This window comes from Planotetraspora thailandica (genome assembly GCF_016863335.1).
Lineage (GTDB): Bacteria > Actinomycetota > Actinomycetes > Streptosporangiales > Streptosporangiaceae > Planotetraspora > Planotetraspora thailandica.
This window is the reverse complement of the sequence record NZ_BOOR01000028.1, coordinates 27,979-45,308: the sequence shown is the minus strand read 5'-3', so window position 1 is coordinate 45,308 and position 17,330 is coordinate 27,979. Positions and strand designations below refer to the sequence as shown.

Below are 17,330 nucleotides of genomic sequence, written 5' to 3'. Positions count from 1 at the left end.
TGCTCGTGTGTCCAGAGCCCAGCCGCGCCCTTCGCGGGACATTGATGGTCATCCGGTGAGGTTTGGTGCTGGAGCAGTGCGGTGTGTCTGGGAAACTGCATCTTGTGGATGGTTACCTCGGCATCATCGTGATCGTGGCCGTCGTCGCCCTGCTGGCGGTGGGTGGCCTGTTCCTGTTCTTCCGGCCCAAGGGCAAAGGCGCTCCCACGCTGGAGGCGCCGCCTCGGCCCCAGGCACCGGCAGGCGAGCAGCCGCAGGCCCCTGACCTCGGTGAACAGCAAGGTGCCGCGACCACCACACTGCCTCCGCCCCCCGCGGAAGAGCTCGTCAAGGCGCCGGAGATCGAGGTCCCTCCGCCGTCCGCGGGCCGGATGGTACGGCTGCGCAGCCGCCTGGCCCGATCGCAGAGCGCGCTGGGCAAAGGACTGCTCGAACTGCTCTCCCGGGACCGGCTCGACGACGAGGTCTGGGACGAGATCGAGGAGACCCTGATCACCGCTGACGTCGGCGTGGCCCCGACCCGGGCCATCGTCGAGGACCTGCGGACCAAGGTGAAGGTCCTCGGCACCCGCACACCCACCGAGGTGCGGGGCATGCTCCGCGAGGAGCTGCTTGCGCAGATCGCCCCCGAACTCGACCGCACCATCAAGACCCGGCCGACCGGCGAGCGGCCGGCCGTCGTGCTGGTCGTGGGGGTCAACGGCACCGGCAAGACCACCACGACGGGCAAGCTGGCCAGGGCGCTCGTCGGCGACGGCAACAAGGTCGTGCTGGGCGCGGCCGACACCTTCCGCGCCGCGGCGGCCGACCAGCTCCAGACGTGGGGCGACCGCGTGGGCGCGGCTGTGGTGCGCGGCCCCGAGGGCGGCGACCCGGCGTCCGTGGCGTTCGACGCCGTCGCCCGCGGCATCGACGACAAGGTCGACACCGTCATCGTCGACACCGCCGGCCGCCTGCACACCAAGACCGGCCTTATGGACGAGCTCGGCAAGGTCAAGCGGGTGATCGAGAAGAAGGCCGTGGTCGACGAGGTGCTGCTGGTCCTCGACGCCACGACGGGCCAGAACGGCATGCGCCAGGCCCAGGTGTTCGCCGAGGTCGTCAACATCACGGGCATCGCCCTGACCAAACTCGACGGCACCGCCAAGGGCGGCATCGTGATCTCGGTTCAGCGGGAACTCGGCGTGCCCGTCAAGCTGGTGGGCCTCGGCGAGGGCCCCGACGACCTGGCGCCGTTCGACCCCGAGGTCTTCGTCGACGCGCTCCTCGGCGACTGATCACTCGCGGGGCGCGGGCCGGGTCAGGTGCGCATGAGCGCGCGCAGCGCGGCCAGGTGGGGTTCGATGTCGATGTGCCGTTCGGCCAGCCACCGGTCGTCTCCGTAGGTGTCGCGGTAGCGTTCGCCGCCGTCGCAGATCAGCGTGACGACGCTGCCCTGCTCGCCGGCGGCGCGCATCTCCTTCACGATCTCCATCGCGGCCGCGATGTTGGTGCCGGTGGAACCGCCGACATCGCGCCGCGTGACCTCCTTGACCCAGCGCATCGCGGCGATCGACATCGCGTCGGGCACCTGGGTCATCCGGTCGATGACCGTGGGAAGGAACGACGGTTCGACCCGGGGACGCCCGATGCCCTCGATCCTGGAGCCGCCCGCTACGTGATCGTCGCCCGACGTCCATGCCGGGTAGAACGCCGAGCCGTCGGGGTCGGCCACGCACAGCCGCGTCCGGTGGCGGCGGTAGCGGATGTAGCGGCCGATGGTCGCCGACGTGCCTCCAGTGCCCGCGCCCACCACGATCCAGGCCGGCTCCGGGTGCCTCTCGTGCGCCATCTGCTGGAAGACGCTCTCGGCGATGTTGTTGTTGCCTCGCCAGTCGGTGGCCCGCTCCGCGTAGGTGAACTGGTCCATGTAGTGCCCGCCGGTCTGGTCGGCCAGCCTCCGCGACTCCGCGTAGATCGCCCCCGGGTCGTCCACGAGATGGCACTTGCCGCCGTAGAACTCGATGATCTCCCGCTTCTCCGGTGAGGTGGTGGCGGGCATGACCGCGATGAACGGCAGGCCCAGCAGCCGTGCGAAATACGCCTCGCTCACTGCGGTCGAACCGCTGGACGCCTCGATGATCGTCGTCGTGGGGCCGATCCACCCGTTGGCCAGGCCGTACAGGAAGAGAGACCGGGCGAGGCGGTGCTTGAGTGAACCGGTCGGGTGTACCGATTCGTCTTTCAAGTAGAGGTCGACGCCCCAGTGGGCCGGGAGGGGGAAGACGTGCAGGTGAGTGTCACAACTGCGGTTCGCATCCGCTTCCACGGCCGTGATCGCGTCGGCGGCCCATGCGCGCGTCGAGGGGTCGTGCCGGTCCAGGTGTTTCATCCCGCCACTGTAACGAGGATGGTAGAACGTGAGTTTTGCCACACTTTACGCAGGATTGAGGTCAAGGTGTTACGCTACTGAGATTCGTCCGGCCTGCGTGTGACTTCGACCGCGCAGGGCCCGAAGCCTGAGCGACGGTGCTGAACAGGCAAAACGCTTAACAATGCGCTTATGGTTCGCCTGGAACGATGACCTCGGGACAGCAAATGAATCTGGCGTTCTCGCATGGGACCATGCCGGACGGGTAACGGGGGAGAAGTTCCGTAGGGGGATGACATGATCTCGATGACCGACGAGCAGCGACACGCGTGGTTCGAGCGTGACGTCGTGCCGGTGACCAGTCAGCTCTACGCGTCCGCCATGCGGCTCACCCGTAACCCGGCCGACGCGGAGGACCTGGTCCAGGAGACCGTGACCAAGGCATACACGTCCTACCACCAGTTCCGCGAGGGCACCAACCTCAAGGCGTGGCTGCATCGGATCCTCACCAACAACTTCATCAACGACTACCGCAAGAAGCAGCGCTCGCCGAAGTTGTCCGCCGCGGAGGACATCGAGGACTGGCAGCTCGCCGCGGCCGAGTCGCACACGTCGACCGGGCTGCGCTCCGCGGAGACCGAGGCCCTCGACCAACTGCCCGACACCGTCGTGATGAACGCCCTGCGGTCCCTCCCTGAGGAGTTCCGCCTGGCCGTCTACCTGGCCGACGTCGAGGGCTTCGCCTACAAGGAGATCGCCGACCGCATGGGCACGCCCATCGGTACGGTCATGTCCCGTCTACACCGCGGCCGGCGCCAGCTTCGCGCCATGCTCGAGGACTACGCCCGTGAGGAGGGCGTCGTCCGGGTGGCGGAGCCCGCCGTGGCCGCCTGATAGCTCCTCCTCCGCTCCCAAACGGTACGGCTGTCGCGATCGCGGCAGCCGTACCGGCATGCCGGGGGTCAGGCGGCGGCGATGAGCGCGACCGCGCCGAGCGCGAAGCCGACGCCGGCCAGCTGCACCCGGCTCAGCCGCTCACCCAGCACGTAGCGGGCCAGCAGCAGCGTGCTCGCGGGATAGAGCGAAACGAGCACCGCGACCAGGGTCAACATGCCGCGCTGCGCGGCGAACACGTAGAGCACGTTGGCCGACATGTCGAGCAGGCCGGCCGCGGCGGTCACCCGGAGCGTTCCGGGGATGGGGCGCAGGCTCCTGCCGGTGACGACGGCGAGCAGCGCGACCAGGGTGATCGACGCGATGCGGGATCCGAGCAGCGGCCACAGTCCCGCGTCCGCGGGCGCCACTTTGAGCAGGATGAAGAAGCCGCCGAACCCGGCGCCGGAGATGAGGGCGTTCAAAATCGGCCACACCCTGGACCCACCCGCCGGGCCGTCGGGGGAGCGGCTCACCAGGGTGACGGCGACCAGGCCGAGCACCACGCCCGCGAGGGCGACGACAGAGGGACGATCACCTTTGAACAGGCCGAACAGCACCGGAAGGCCCATCGAGGTGGTGGCCGTGACGGGCGCGACCACCGACATCATGCCGGTGGCCAGTCCCCGGTAGAACATCACGATGCCGGCGGCGCCCGCCACGCCGGCGGCCATCCCCCAGAGCATGGCTGTGGGGCTGAACGTCCCGTTCAGAAAGGGCATCAGGGCAGCGATCAGCAATAAGCCCCCGAGCTGGGAGAACACGACGACCGCGAGCACGCGCGAGCGCCTGGTGGCCAGACCTCCGAAGAAGTCGGCCGTCCCGAAGATCACCGCGCACGCCGTCGCAAGTGCAGCCGCCGTCACCTGATCGCCTCCTGATGGTCACCGTGATAGTGCAATGGATTGTATATGTGAATCACTAGACTGTACCTATGCCGGATCCGGAAACTCTTGCCGCCGCCATCGCGGCCAACGTCCGCGGGCAGCGCGCCCACCGCGGCATGACCCTCGACGAGCTGGCGACCAGGTCGAACGTCAGCAGGGGCATGCTCATCCAGATCGAGCAGGGCAGGACGAATCCCAGCGTGAACACGCTGAGCCGGATCGGCGACGCCCTCGGCGTTACCGTGGGGCGGCTGGTGGAGGTGTCGGACACCCCGGTGGTCCGCGTCGTCCACGCCTCCGAGGTCGTCACGTTCGAGCACAGCGGCGGCGGCTCCGCCCGATTGCTCGTCGGCACCGACGCGCCCGCGATCCTGGAGTTGTGGGACTGGCACCTCGGCCCGGGAGAGGGGCACGACGGCGACGCCCACCCGGCGGGAACCCGCGAGATGATCACGGTCCTGGAGGGGTCGCTCACCCTCACCGTGTACGGCAGGAGCCATGTCGTGGGAGCGGACGAGGCGGTCGTCTTCAGCGCCGACCGGCCGCACCGCTACGCGAACGAGGGGGACGTGCCCCTGCGGTTCGTCATGGTGGTGACCGAGCCGGCAGAACGTCTAGATGACTGACGGGTATGCCTGCGCGGTCACGCTCCGAAGTCTCATCATTACCCCATGGGTATGCGAGGGCGGGCTCAAGGTTGGGTACATCCCTTTTTGTGCGCCTGTATTCGGCAACGGTCTGTGAGTGCTCTGCGGCGGGTGGTGGCGGATGAGTGAGTCGCAGGCCGCGATCGAGAAACTCCGCGTGGAGCTCGCCGCGCTCGGGGTTGACGACGCCTACGAGATCGGCGACGACGTGACCCTCTCGGTCTGGATCGGCCTGGTCGTCAGCTTCCGTGAAGGTCTTTACCGTTGGCGGGAGGGTGCCGTGAAATGCCGCCATCTGGGTACGGACCCGGTTGGATGCGCCACCCGGGTCGCTCGCCGGTACGCCGAGCTCAAGGCACACGTGCCGCCCTGGTGGGAGGAACTGGCCCAGGTTCTCCGGGGGGAAGGGGCCGAGAGGCATCCCTGAGGGTCCGCGGCCCCCCGATCGCACGGGGGGGTCGTATGCGGGTTGGTTCGCTGCTGCTGTCGTCCCTGCTTCTGCTCACCGCCTGCGGACAGGCCAGGTCGTCCGCCGTTCAGGGCCCGCCCGAAGCACCTGGCAAGGCGTACGACGTGGCCGGGCGGTTCGACGCCCAGGTGCTCGGAAGCAGGCTGGTGGCCCGCCAGCGCGGCTGGCCGGGTCCACGCATGCCGGTCGCCCCGCCGCCCAGGAAGATCGATTGCAAACAGCTCAAATGTGTGGCGCTGACCTTCGACGACGGACCGGGTGACGGAACGGGCGCCGTGCTGGACGCCTTGGCCGCCCACCGCGCCCGCGCGACGTTCTTCATGCTCGGTCAGATGGTCACCGACGAGACCCGCGGCTTCGTGCGCCGGATGGTCTCCGAGGGACACGAGCTGGGCAACCACTCGTGGGACCACCCCTCCCTCGTGGGCCTGTCGCAGGAGGCGCTGCGGCGCGAGCTCCAGCGCACACAGGACGTGGTGCGGCAGGTCGCCGGCGTCAAGATGCGCCTGATGCGCCCGCCGTACGGGTCGACCGACAAGGGCGTGGAGGATGCGACGAGGGAGGAGGGGCTCTCCCAGATCCTGTGGGACCTCGACACGCTCGACTGGAGGGACCGCAACGCCGCCCTGGTGGCCAAGCGGTCCGGTGAGGCGAAACCCGGCGACATCGTCCTGATGCATGACATCCACCCGACCACGGTCGAGGCGCTGCCTCGCCTGCTCGACGAGCTGGATCGCAAGCACTTCACGTACGTGACGGTCTCCGAGCTCATCGGCAGCCTCACTCCCGGAAAGGCCTACCACAAGGAATGAAGGGCTACGACTTCCCGGGGCCCGCCCTTGAACTGGGGGCGCTGGTGAAAGACGACGGCACGGCCGACCCGTCGTCGCCGATCCGCGTGCCTCTGGCCATGATGAACCGGCACGGGCTCGTCGCCGGGGCTACGGGAACCGGAAAGACCAAGACCCTCCAGCTCATGGCGGAGCAGTTGTCCGGCCAGGGGGTTCCGGTCTTCCTCGCCGATGTCAAGGGCGACTTGTCGGGCATGGCCTCGCCCGGCCTGCCGTCCGACCGCACCGCCCGGCGGGCCGCCGAGGTGGGCCAGACATGGGCCGGTACGGCATGCCCGGTCGAGTTCTACTCCCTGGGCGGCATCGGGGAGGGCGTCCCGCTGCGTGCGACGATGACGGCCTTCGGGCCGACGTTGCTCGCCAAGGTGCTGGGCCTGAACGAGACCCAGGAATCGTCCCTCGGGCTGATCTTCTACTTCGCCGACAAGCACGGCATGCCGCTGCTCGACCTGAAGGACCTCATCGCCGTCATCCAGTACCTCACCGACACGCCCGAGGTGCTGAAAGGCGTCGGCGGGTTGTCGGGGGCGACCGCCGGCGTGATCCTGCGCGCACTGATCAACTTCCAGTCGCAGGGGGCCGACGCGTTCTTCGGCGAACCCGAGTTCGACGCGCGTGACCTGCTGCGCCAGGCCCCGGACGGCCGGGGGTTCGTCTCGATTCTGGAACTGCCCGCCGTACAGGACCGGCCCCGGCTCTTCTCCACGTTCCTGATGTGGCTGCTCGCGGACCTCTTCGAGGCGCTGCCCGAGGTGGGGGACCCCGACAAGCCGAAGCTCGTCTTCTTCTTCGACGAAGCCCATCTGCTGTTCAGCGACGCGTCGCGGGCGTTTCTGGAGTCGATCACGCAGACGGTGCGCCTGATCCGCTCGAAGGGCGTCGGCGTCTTCCTCGTCACCCAGACGCCCAAAGACGTGCCGGCTGACGTGCTGGCCCAGCTCGGAGCCCGGGTGCAGCACGCGCTGCGCGCCTTCACGCCGCAGGACGCCAAAGACCTGAGGGCGACCGTCTCCACGTTTCCCGAGTCGTCCTATGACCTGCAGCGGCTGCTCACCGAGCTCGGCATCGGGGAGGCGGTCGTGACCGTGCTGTCGGAGTCGGGGGCGCCGACGCCCGTCGCCTGGACCCGGCTGCGCGCCCCGCAGTCGCTGATGGCACCCTCAGACCCCTCCGTGGTGCACGAGGTGATCGCGGCCTCGCCGCTGCAGGCGAAATACGGCACGGCCGTCGACCGTGAGTCGGCCTACGAGATGCTGAGCGCCCGGCTGGCTGCGCATGAGGCGCCCGCCGACTCCTACGGCGCCCCGCCGAAGGAGCCGCGCCGCGAGGAGGAGCAGAAGAAGTCGGTGCTGGAGAACGTGCTCGGCTCCTCGGAGTTTCACGCGATGGCCCGGTCCGCCGCCTCGGCCCTGGGCCGGGAGATCACCCGGTCGATCTTCGGCACCGCCCGCAGGCGACGGTGAGGGACGTGGTCTCGGAGGGACGTGCTTAGGTTGGTCCCATGGGTTTCAGTGGCTTTCCCGACGAGGCGCTCATTTTTTACGAGGGCCTCGTGGCCGACAACTCCAAGGGATATTGGGCGGCCAACAAGGCGCTCTACGACAGCGCGGTCAAGGAGCCGATGCTGGCCCTGATGGACGAGCTTGCCCCCGAGTTCGGCGCGCCGCACCTCTTCCGGCCCAATCGCGACGTGCGCTTCTCCAAGGACAAGTCGCCCTACAAGACCCATCAGGGCGCCTATGTGCAGGCCGACCTGAGCGGCGTCGGTTACTACGTGCAGCTGGACGCCGAAGGGCTGTACGTCGCGGGAGGCTGGTGGGCCGGGGGCGACCAGATCCTCCGCTACCGCGAGGCGCTCGACGACGAGGCCGCCGGCGAGCGGCTGGAGCGTGTCATCGCGTCGCTTCCGCCCGAGCTGACCGTCGGCGGCGACCGCCTGAAGACCCGGCCGCGGGGGGCGCCCGAGGACCACCCCCGGCTGGAACTGCTCAAGCACAAGTCGCTGCACGCCGGGCGCAGGTTCGAGCCGGAGTTGTGGCTGGGCACCCCCGAGACCGTCGACCGGGTCCGGGCCACCTGGAGGTCGCTGACGCCGCTGGTCGACTGGCTCCGCGTCCACCTGAGCTGAATGGCCTGGGGTCAGGCGAGCACCCTGATCACGCCGCAACCGATCCGGTTGCCGGCGTCGCCGCTCTTCATCGTCATGGCGTCGGGGCCGGAGGCGCCCGTCGCATCGGCCGGGTGGGTGTAACGGCTCGGGATGTTGGCGAAGTTGTCCGCCTTCGCGTGCACGACGACCGCGCTGCCGTCGGCGTCGGCGAGCTGCCCCAAGGTGAACCGGTCGGTGACGAAGGTCAGAGTCGCTGTGCCGTCGGCTGTCACGAGCAGCGAGGGCAGGTTGCCCGCGGCCAGGCCGTACGCGCCGGCCGCCGGGTCGAGATGGGCGCCCGCGCTGGTGAAGGCGCTGCCCGTGGCCGGGTCGATGGCGTGCGGGTCGCAGGTGCCCGAGGTGTGGATGTGCAGGCCGTGGAATCCGGCGGTCAGGCCGCGTGCGGTGACCGTCACCCGGGATTTGACGGCGTCGTAGCGGTCGATCCGCAGCGTGCCGAGCGGGATGCCGTTGACATCCTTGATCACAGCGAGGGCTGACGGGCCCACGGGGGGACGGTTTTCCGGCATGGCCTGGGCGAAGATCCCCGTGCCGACGCAGATGGCGAGGTTGGCGGCCAGGGCGAGATGGGTCTTGCGAAGCATGGACGGCTCCTCCGTGTGCGCTCGTGACCTGGCACAGGACAGCACGTCCCAAGGAGAGGAGGCGGGCCGGAAACGCCGCTCACGACGTGTCGTTTGCCCCGCCGTTGCCATCTCCCCGCGACTCTTGGGGCTGATCATGCAGAAACCAGCACGCGCTGGTGGTGATCACGCAGAAGCCCGCGCGCGGTTGGTGGTGATCATGCAGAAACTCGCAGGCATGCCGTCTGAGCTGCCCCGAGACGCCGCGTGATCATGCAGAAGTTCGACGATATGGAGGCCCACCAGCGAAAACGCCTTCCGTGATCATGCAGGGCGTGCATGACCTCGGAAGGCGTTTCATCGAGCTAGGGCGGGCCTGGCCGTACGGAGGGTCCGGCCTGGTCGTACGGGTCGGCGGGTCAGCTGCCGCGCTTTGCGCGGGCGGCGGCGCGGCCGCGGCTGGCCGCGTCGAGCACGACCTTGCGGAGGCGGACGGTCTCCGGCGTGATCTCGACGCACTCGTCGTCGCGGATGAACTCGAGCGCCTGCTCCAGCGACATGGGACGCGGCGGGATCAGCTTCTCCGTCTCGTCGCTGGTCGACGAGCGCATGTTGGTGAGCTTCTTCTCCTTGGTGATGTTCACGTCCATGTCGTCGGAGCGGGAGTTCTCGCCGACGATCATCCCCTCGTAGACCTCGGTCGTGGGGGCGACGAAGAGCGTGCCGCGCTCCTGGAGGTTCAGCATCGCGAACGCCGTGACCGGGCCCGACCGGTCGGCGACCAGGGAGCCGTTGTTGCGGGTGCGCAGCTCGCCGAACCACGGCTCGTACGAGTCGAAGACGTGGTGCACCAGGCCGGTGCCGCGCGTCTCGGTGAGGAACTCCGTACGGAAGCCGATCAGGCCGCGCGCCGGCACCACGAACTCCATCCGGATCCAGCCGGTGCCGTGGTTGGTCATGTGCTCCATGCGGCCCTTGCGTACGGCAAGCAGCTGGGTGACGGCGCCGAGGTATTCCTCCGGGCAGTCGACGGTGAGCCGCTCGACCGGCTCGTGCACCTTGCCGTCGATGAGCTTGGTCACGACCTGGGGCTTGCCGACGGTCAGCTCATAACCCTCGCGGCGCATCTGCTCGACGAGGATGGCCAGCGCCAGCTCGCCGCGGCCCTGGACCTCCCACGCGTCGGGGCGGTCGGTGGGGATCACGCGCAGGGAGACGTTGCCGACGAGCTCCTTCTCCAGGCGGTCCTTGACCATCCGGGCGGTGACCTTGGAGCCCTTGACCTTGCCCACGAGGGGGCTGGTGTTCGTGCCGATCGTCATCGAGATCGCCGGCTCGTCGACCGTGATCAGCGGCAGCGGGCGCGGGTCCTCGGGGTCGGCCAGGGTCTCGCCGATCATGATGTCGGGAATGCCGGCGATGGCGATGATGTCGCCTGGGCCGGCCTCCTCGGCCGGCTTGCGCTCCAGCGCCTCGGTCATGAGCAGCTCAGAGATCTTGACCCTCTGGATGGAGCCGTCCGTACGGCACCAGGCCACCTGCTGGCCCTTTGTGATCGTGCCCTGGTGAACACGGCAGAGCGCGATCCTGCCCAGGTAGCTCGAGGCGTCGAGGTTGGTGACGTGCGCCTGGAGCGGGGCCGTCGGGTCGTACGTCGGCGCGGGGATCGTCCTGGTGATCGTGTCGAACAGCGGCTCGAGGTCGTCGGAGTCCGGCAGGCCGCCGTCGGCGGGACGGTTCAGGGAGGCGCGCCCGGCCTTGGCGGAGGCGTAGACGATCGGGAAGTCGATCTGCTCCTCGGTGGCGTCGAGGTCGAGGAACAGTTCGTAGACCTCGTCGACGACCTCGGCGATGCGCGCGTCGGGGCGGTCCACCTTGTTGATGCACAAGATCACCGGCAGCTTGGCGGCGAACGCCTTGCGCAGCACGAAGCGCGTCTGGGGCAGCGGGCCCTCGGAGGCGTCCACGAGCAGCACGACGCCGTCGACCATGGACAGCCCGCGCTCCACCTCGCCGCCGAAGTCGGCGTGGCCGGGGGTGTCGATGATGTTCAAGGTCATCCCGCCGTGCCTGACGGCGGTGTTCTTCGCGAGAATGGTGATGCCCTTCTCGCGCTCCAGGTCGTTGGAGTCCATGACTCGCTCGTCGACGTCCTGATTGGCGCGGAACGCCCCGGACTGCCATAGCATGGCGTCCACCAACGTGGTCTTGCCATGGTCGACGTGCGCGATGATCGCGATGTTCCGCAGGTCGTCGCGGCTGTTCAAAGGCATAGTGGCGTCTCGCTCTGGTTTGTCGGGGTGGCGTCCGCGTCCCGGGACTTCGGCGAGACGGACATCCGCCGCTACGTGCGGCCACTCGATTTTAGTTGATCCCCGTTACCACCAGATGCCATGCATCCGCAGATCACCACTTTTGCGGGTGAACACCGTGTGACCTTGGGTTTCGGGCGTCGTGGTGCATGATCACGTACGGCGCTTTCGCAGGTGGGGTGGAGTGGCGGCGAGTTTCTGCATGATCGCGCACGAGGTTTTTGCAGGTGAGAGCGCGGGTCGGCGAACTTCTGCATGATCACGGGGAAGGTGTTTGCAGGTGGGAGGGGATGATCCCGAACTTCTGCATGATCACGCGCAAGGGGGTGGTGGGGGCGTTGAGGGGGGCAGGAATTAGGGTCGGCGCCATGGGTTTTGCTCCTGCCTTCGGGGCGATGCTGCGGACGGCCGACGGCATCAGGATCGACGCCTCGCACACGCCCAACGGCTCGCTCGGCCTCGGCATCGTCGTCGCGCACGGGTTCACCGGCTCGTGGAGGGAGCGCCCCACCCGGCGCATCGTGCACGTCCTGTCCGGCTTCGGCGGCGTGCTCTCGTTCGATTTCCGGGGGCACGGGCGGTCGGGCGGGGTGTCCACGGTCGGCGACCTCGAGGTGCTCGACCTGGACGCCGCGGTCAAGCATGCCCGTGCCGTCGGCTACGAGCGAGTGGTCACTGTGGGGTTCTCCATGGGGGCCGCCGTCGCCGTACGGCACGCCGCCCTGCACAAGGGCGTGGACGCGGTCGTGGCCGTCAGCGGCCCCGCCCGCTGGTACTACCGGGGCACCCGCCCGATGCGGCAGGTCCACTGGGCCATCGAGCGGTGGTCGGGGCGGCTCGCCGCCCGGGTGGCCAAGCACACCCGCATTTCCAACGGCACGTGGGACCCCGTCCCGCTGCCGCCGCACGAGGCCGCCGGGCTGATCGCACCCACGCCGCTGCTGATCGTCCACGGGGATGCGGACCCGTTCTTCCCCCTCGATCACGCCCATCAGCTGTACGAGGGAGCCAAGGAGCCGAAGGAGTTGTGGATCGAGCCCGGCTACGGCCATGCCGAGGCGGCCGCCACCCCTGACTTGATCCGGAAAATTGGCCGGTGGATTTCGCGAACCAAATCCCAATAACGGCCGTCTATCTCAAGTACGGACCCCGAGAGGGTTTGGATCGCCGATTCGAGGGGTCGGCGCGCACCTTCACGGGTGTGGCCCAGCGTCGCGGGGGCGCGCTGGGTGGTCTTCCTGGTCCTGTGCGGTCGGCTCCGGCACGCCGCCCGCGCAGGACCGGGCGAGTTGGTCGATCCGGGCAGGCTCAGCCCAGCCGGGCGATGGACTTGTATTCCAGGTAGGCCGACAACCCCTCGGGGCCGAGCTCACGGCCGAGCCCGCTGGCCTTGAAGCCGCCGAACGGCGTGTTCGGGTCCATCGTGTTCATCATGTTGACGCCGTAGGTGCCGGTGCGCACCTGCCGGGCGACGTCCACGCCGTGGTCGGCGTCGGCCGTCCACACCGAGCCGGACAGCCCGTAGTCGCTGTCGTTGGCGATCCTGATCGCGTCGCCCTCGTCCTCGTACGGTATGACCGTCAGGACCGGGCCGAAGATCTCCTCGCGGGCGATGCGCATGTCGTTGGTCGCTCCGGCGAACACGGTCGGCGCGACGTACCACCCGCGGTCGAACGGCCGGTCGAGGCCGCCGACGACCGGCTTGGCGCCCTCCTCCAGCCCGGCCCTGATGTACCCCTCGACGCGATCCTGTTGCCGCTTCGCGACCAGGGGACCGATGCCGGTCGCCGGGTCGGCCGGGTCGCCGACGGCCTGGCCGGTCACCATGTCGGCGACGGCCTGGACGACCTCGTCGTACCGGCGCCGGGAGGCCAGGATGCGGGTCTGGGCGACGCAGGCCTGGCCGTTGTTCATCAGCGAGGCGATCGACAGGAAGCCCATGGCGGAGGGCAGGTCGCAGTCGTCCAGAATGATCGCCGCGGACTTGCCGCCGAGTTCCAGCGTGCAGCGCTTGAGCTGCTCGCCGCAGATCGAGGCGATGCGGCGGCCTGCCGCGGTCGAGCCCGTGAAGGCCACCTTGTCGACGCCCGGGTGGGAGACCAGGTGCTCGCCGGCCTCGCGGCCCGCGGCCACGATGTTGACCACGCCCGCGGGGATGCCGGACTCCTTGATCATGTCGGCGAGGAGGTAGGAGTCGAGCGGCGTCTCGGGGGCCGGCTTGATCACGACCGTGCAGCCGGCGACGAGGGCGGGGGCCAGCTTGGTCATGATGACGAACTGGGGCACGTTCCACGGCACGATCGCGGCGACGACGCCCACGGGCTCCCTGCGGATGGTGATCGGGCCGAACGCGCCGGGTCGTTCGTCCTCCACCGGGAAGGTGGCGCCCAGCCCGGCGAAGTACTGCAGCATGCCGAGCGGCTGGGGAGCCTGCGCGAGCTGGGAGAACGTGATGGGGGAGCCCATCTCCAGGGTGATCGTCTCGGCGATCTCCGCTTGGCGGTCGGCGTAGATCTCCGCGAGCCTTCCCACGACGGCGGCCCGCTCGGCCATGGTCATGCGCGGCCACGGGCCGTGGTCGAACGCCTCACGCGCCGCCGCCACCGCCCGGTCCATGTCGGCCGGGGTGCCGTCGGGCACGCGCGCGACGATCTCCTCCGTGTGGGGCGAGACCACGTCGATGGTGCCGGTGCCCGCCGGGGCGATCCAGTCACCCCCGATGAAGAGCTTGTCGTGCTGGAGCATGTCTCCGCCTCCTGGGGCGCCTCACGAATCTGAGCGAGTGCTCTGATCTCGCGTGCGGACCGCACAGCACGCCGCACGCTCAGTGAGACCGAATCATGTTCTGTCGATGGTGGCAAGAGCCTTCATGCGTACGGCTCCCGCCCCGCGAATCGGGAGCGGGAGCCGTACGTCAGGCCCGCCCTACAGGGTGGTCGGGTGGAACAGGTAGGACATCGAGCGCTTCACCAGGTCGGTGCGCATGGCCTGGGTGGTCGCCCCCTCGGCGCCGAAGCCGAAGTAGACCGTGTCCTTGGTGACGACGCCGGCGCCGTCGTCGAGCGTCTGGTCGCTGCGTGCCCAGTCGTTCGTCGCGGTCTCGGACCCGTCGGCGGGCCCGGGGACCGTCCAGCCGTCGAGGCCGTCCTCGAACGAGGTCTGGGAGACGGTCGCGCCGTCGGCCGTGACCGTCGCGTCGTCGACCCATACGCCGAGGCCCTGGGTGCCCCAGTCGCTGATGTAGGAGACGGAGACCTCGACCTGCTTGCCCGCGTACGCGGTCAGGTCGACCGACCACTGCTGCCAGCCGTTCGAGGAGCCGGAGGCCGCGTGCCACGCGCCGGTGGTGCCGGTCGGCGTGCACGAGGACGCGCCGTCGAAGGTCTGGTAGCGCGCGGTGGACGGGTGGATGGTCACCCAGCCGCTGGCGCAGCTGTCACCGGACTCGTCCGAGGTGTGTCCGTTGGCGTCGGGCAGGGTCGTCCAGTCGTCCTGGCCCACTGTGTGCGCCTCGACGGTGAGGAAGTCCCAGCCCGGCTCGGTGTTGTACGAGGTCCAGAAGGACAGGTTGCCGCTGGTCTTCCCGGTCAGGTCGACCGTACGGGTGAGGCGCTTCCAGGAGACGTCGGCCTGGCCGCTGTCGACGTCCCAGGCGCCGGTGTGCGGGGAGAACGGAGCTCCGCCGCTGTACTGCCACTTCAGCGGAGCGGAGCTGGCGAACTGCGGGAAGGTTTCCGGCGACAGCACCGACGAGGTGGTGACGAACGCGGACGTGTGGTCCTGGTTGTCGGCCGAGTCCCCGCCGTTGAGGGTGCCGAGGAACCCCTTGAAGGTGGTGGACGTGCCCTTGAGCGGCAACGGGTTGCCGTCGGAGTCCTGGCCGCCGCCGTCGACGAAGGTGTAGGCGCCCAGGTAGTACTGCACGAAGTCGTTGCTCAGCGCGAGGCACGGCGGCTTGGTGCCGGTGGTGCACTCGGGCTGGCTCGGATAGTCGGGCTCGTACCAGTAGGCGTTGTTGACGTTCTGCGCGTACAACGCGTACTTGCCGGTCGCCAGGAGCTTGCCGCCCTCGTTGAGGTAGTCGCGGAAGGCCAGTTCGAGCGCCTCGGCGAGGTTGGCGGCGGTGCCGCCGGGCTGGGTGGCCGCGCGCGGGATGATGTCGTCGCCCGTCTCCCAGATGACCGCCTTGTAGTGGCTGAGCACGCCGAGCGGGTGCGGAGCCGTGCGGCCGTTCTTGTCCACGTCGTAGACGTCGGAGGTGTATCCCGCCTTGGCCAGCGCCGCCGCATAGTCGTCGGCGTACTTGGCCTGCGTCACGCCCTGGGCCGGGCTGGCCCCGGTGACGTCCTCGGCCGCGACGACGAGCACCTTGCCGCCGATGTCGCTCGCCACCTTGTACGTGAACGACTCGCTCTTGCCGGTGCGGGAGGTGAACCACACCTTCACGCTGTCGCCCGGCTTGGCGCCCTTGACGGTGCCGCGAAGCTGGTGGAAGTAGGTGTCGTAGTGGGAGCCGTATCGCTCGCCGCCCTTCCACTCGGAGGTGCCCGCGCTCCGCGCGGCGCCGCCGTTGATCTGGTAGCGCAGCGTCACGGGACCGAGCTTGCGCTGGGCGTCCACCTGCACGACCTGGTCCCTGCCGTAGCTCACGCCGAACTTGTCGACCACGAAGTCGGGCACCGTGTTGCCCAGGTGGCTGGTCGGCTCGGTCGGGTCGAGCGCCGACTTCAGGATGTCGAGCGCGAACGGCAGCTGCTTCTCGAACTCGGCCTGGACCAGCGCCTCGTCGTCGGGGAACACGAAGCCGCAGCCCTCGCAGCCCTCGTCGAGCTCGGGCGTCCACGCGAGCGTGCCGTACTTCTCGTGTGCGTGGTCGGTGGTCTCACCGTTGGTCGTGTACAGCTCGGCGCTCACGCCGGGGTCGAATCCGGGGACGGCCGGGTTCTCGTCGGTGCCGGTCAGTGCGAGGTAGACGGGGTCGTCGGCGGTCTTGGTGGCGACCTGCCAGCCCTGGGGATAGAGCAGCAGCGGGCCGTAGGAGTGGTAGTTGACCTGGGCCTTCGGGCGCAGGCGCTTGAGCAGCCCGTCCATGGCTTTGGTCTCAGGCTCGGAGGCGGGCGCCTTGCCGCGGTAGGTCTCGCTGCTGAAGACGCCGGACGAGCCCTCGTCGTCGTAGCGCCACTTGGTCGGGAAGTTGCGGTTGGGGTCGACGCCGTCGTTGCCGGTGATCTCGCCGTCACCGTCGTTGTCGCGCAGGTTCTTGCGCCACAGGCGGTTGCCCTCGGTGAAGGTGAAGTCGTAGCCGTCGGGGTTGGCCACCGGGACGAACCACACCTCGGTCGTGGTCAGCAGCTTGCCGATCTCCGGCTTGGCCTTGTTGGCGACCAGGTATTTCAGCAGGCGCATGTCGACCTCGGTGGAGATCCACTCGCGGGCGTGCTGAGTCGCGGAGTACAGCACCGCCGGCTTGGCCCCGTCGGGCAGCACCCGGGCCGCCTTGGTCAGCTTGACGGCGAGGATGTCCTTGCCCTCGACGGTTTTCCCGATCGACGTGAGCTTGGCGACGTCCTTGTTGGCATCGGCGATGGCGCGAAGCTGGTCGGCGATGCCGCCCTTCTCCGAGTAGGACCGCCATACGGTGTAACCACCCGCGGCCTGGGCCTTCGCGGCCTGCAACTGCGTCTGGCCCTGGGGGTTGCGCACGGGTTGCGGCGTGTAGCCGAGAATCTGCAGCTTCTTCAGGTCGATCGGGGTGGCGGTGAGCTCGATGTGCTCCTTGGCCCCCGTGCTCTCATGCTGGACGACGTCGAAACCCTTCTGCGCCAGCATGCCGGCCGTTCCGGCGGGGCTGTCCATCTGGTAGAGCTCGCTCCGGTCCTTGGGCGGGAGCGGATCCGGGGTGACGGCCTGGGCGCCGGAGACCGGCATCAGGGACGTCGCCAGCACGGTGCTCGCCGTCAGGACTGAAAAGATCAGTCTTCGGGACATCGATACGGCCCTTCGTCGGGAAAGGATCTCCCGAAATCTCGCCTGTGGTCAGCGCTCCCGCAAGTCATGTCGGGACTCGTGTAAGTCTCGAAATAGTCACGACCACGCCAATCGCGAATCCGACGATTCGATGAAAAATGGGCTTATTCCTCACTAATGA

The 17,330-nt window shown here is 68.8% G+C and carries 14 protein-coding genes; 8 read left to right on the top strand and 6 right to left on the bottom strand.

Translation table 11 applies throughout. The annotated features are described in order from the left end of the window. The first annotated feature begins 104 nt into the window (after nt 1-104). A complete protein-coding gene (gene ftsY, locus Pth03_RS20165) occupies nt 105-1,277 on the top strand; it encodes a signal recognition particle-docking protein FtsY (protein ID WP_203945877.1) in 1,173 nt (390 codons plus the stop codon). Between the two features lie 23 nt (nt 1,278-1,300). Here the strand turns inward: ftsY and Pth03_RS20160 are convergent, their stop codons facing one another. Beyond that, the gene (locus Pth03_RS20160) at nt 1,301-2,371 is read right to left on the bottom strand and encodes a PLP-dependent cysteine synthase family protein (protein ID WP_203945876.1); all 1,071 of its coding nucleotides are present in this window, start codon (nt 2,369-2,371) and stop codon (nt 1,301-1,303) included. Nucleotides 2,372-2,647: 276 nt separating this feature from the next. On the opposite strand from Pth03_RS20160, the gene Pth03_RS20155 reads away from it, so the two are divergent. Next, entirely contained in the window at nt 2,648-3,244 is a 597-nt protein-coding gene (locus tag Pth03_RS20155) for a sigma-70 family RNA polymerase sigma factor (RefSeq protein ID WP_203945875.1), read from the top strand. Between the two features lie 68 nt (nt 3,245-3,312). Here Pth03_RS20155 and Pth03_RS20150 read toward each other — a convergent pair whose 3' ends face one another. Continuing rightward, nucleotides 3,313-4,149 carry an EamA family transporter gene (locus tag Pth03_RS20150; protein WP_203945874.1) on the bottom strand — a complete coding sequence of 279 codons (837 nt, stop codon included), beginning with the start codon at nt 4,147-4,149 and terminating at the stop codon, nt 3,313-3,315. 68 nt (nt 4,150-4,217) lie between these two features. Between Pth03_RS20150 and Pth03_RS20145 the strand changes: the two genes are divergently transcribed. The 5 genes from Pth03_RS20145 to Pth03_RS20125 all read left to right on the top strand — a co-directional run bounded on the left by Pth03_RS20145 (nt 4,218) and on the right by Pth03_RS20125 (nt 8,265). Next, nucleotides 4,218-4,796 carry a helix-turn-helix domain-containing protein gene (locus tag Pth03_RS20145; protein ID WP_203945873.1) on the top strand — a complete coding sequence of 193 codons (579 nt, stop codon included), beginning with the start codon at nt 4,218-4,220 and terminating at the stop codon, nt 4,794-4,796. A gap of 142 nt (nt 4,797-4,938) precedes the next feature. Then, nucleotides 4,939-5,244, top strand: a complete 306-nt coding sequence (locus Pth03_RS20140; RefSeq protein WP_203945872.1) for a hypothetical protein — start codon at nt 4,939-4,941, stop codon at nt 5,242-5,244. Nucleotides 5,245-5,279: 35 nt separating this feature from the next. Continuing rightward, nucleotides 5,280-6,098 (top strand): polysaccharide deacetylase family protein, encoded by an 819-nt coding sequence (locus tag Pth03_RS20135; RefSeq protein ID WP_203945871.1) that lies wholly within the window; start codon nt 5,280-5,282, stop codon nt 6,096-6,098. Next, nucleotides 6,095-7,600: a helicase HerA-like domain-containing protein gene (locus Pth03_RS20130; RefSeq protein WP_203945870.1), complete on the top strand. Its 1,506-nt coding sequence runs from the start codon at nt 6,095-6,097 to the stop codon at nt 7,598-7,600. The genes Pth03_RS20135 and Pth03_RS20130 overlap by 4 nt, the downstream gene beginning before the upstream one ends. Nucleotides 7,601-7,638: 38 nt before the next feature. Beyond that, on the top strand, nt 7,639-8,265 hold the full coding sequence (locus tag Pth03_RS20125) for a DUF2461 domain-containing protein (RefSeq protein ID WP_203945869.1): 627 nt from the start codon (nt 7,639-7,641) through the stop codon (nt 8,263-8,265). An 11-nt stretch (nt 8,266-8,276) separates the two neighbouring features. On the opposite strand, the gene Pth03_RS20120 is transcribed toward Pth03_RS20125, so the two are convergent. Both Pth03_RS20120 and typA read right to left on the bottom strand, forming a co-directional pair. After that, nucleotides 8,277-8,891, bottom strand: a complete 615-nt coding sequence (locus tag Pth03_RS20120; protein WP_203945868.1) for a superoxide dismutase family protein — start codon at nt 8,889-8,891, stop codon at nt 8,277-8,279. A gap of 398 nt (nt 8,892-9,289) precedes the next feature. Continuing rightward, on the bottom strand, nt 9,290-11,143 hold the full coding sequence (gene typA, locus Pth03_RS20115; protein ID WP_203945867.1) for a translational GTPase TypA: 1,854 nt from the start codon (nt 11,141-11,143) through the stop codon (nt 9,290-9,292). Between the two features lie 407 nt (nt 11,144-11,550). Here typA and Pth03_RS20110 point away from each other — a divergent pair, with 407 nt between their 5' ends. Continuing rightward, a complete protein-coding gene (locus Pth03_RS20110) occupies nt 11,551-12,306 on the top strand; it encodes an alpha/beta hydrolase (protein WP_203945866.1) in 756 nt (251 codons plus the stop codon). Nucleotides 12,307-12,490: 184 nt separating this feature from the next. Here the strand turns inward: Pth03_RS20110 and Pth03_RS20105 are convergent, their stop codons facing one another. Further along, on the bottom strand, nt 12,491-13,927 hold the full coding sequence (locus tag Pth03_RS20105) for an aldehyde dehydrogenase (protein ID WP_203945865.1): 1,437 nt from the start codon (nt 13,925-13,927) through the stop codon (nt 12,491-12,493). 180 nt (nt 13,928-14,107) lie between these two features. Continuing rightward, on the bottom strand, nt 14,108-17,170 hold the full coding sequence (locus Pth03_RS20100) for a M14 family metallopeptidase (protein ID WP_239119201.1): 3,063 nt from the start codon (nt 17,168-17,170) through the stop codon (nt 14,108-14,110). Nucleotides 17,171-17,330 lie beyond the last annotated feature (160 nt).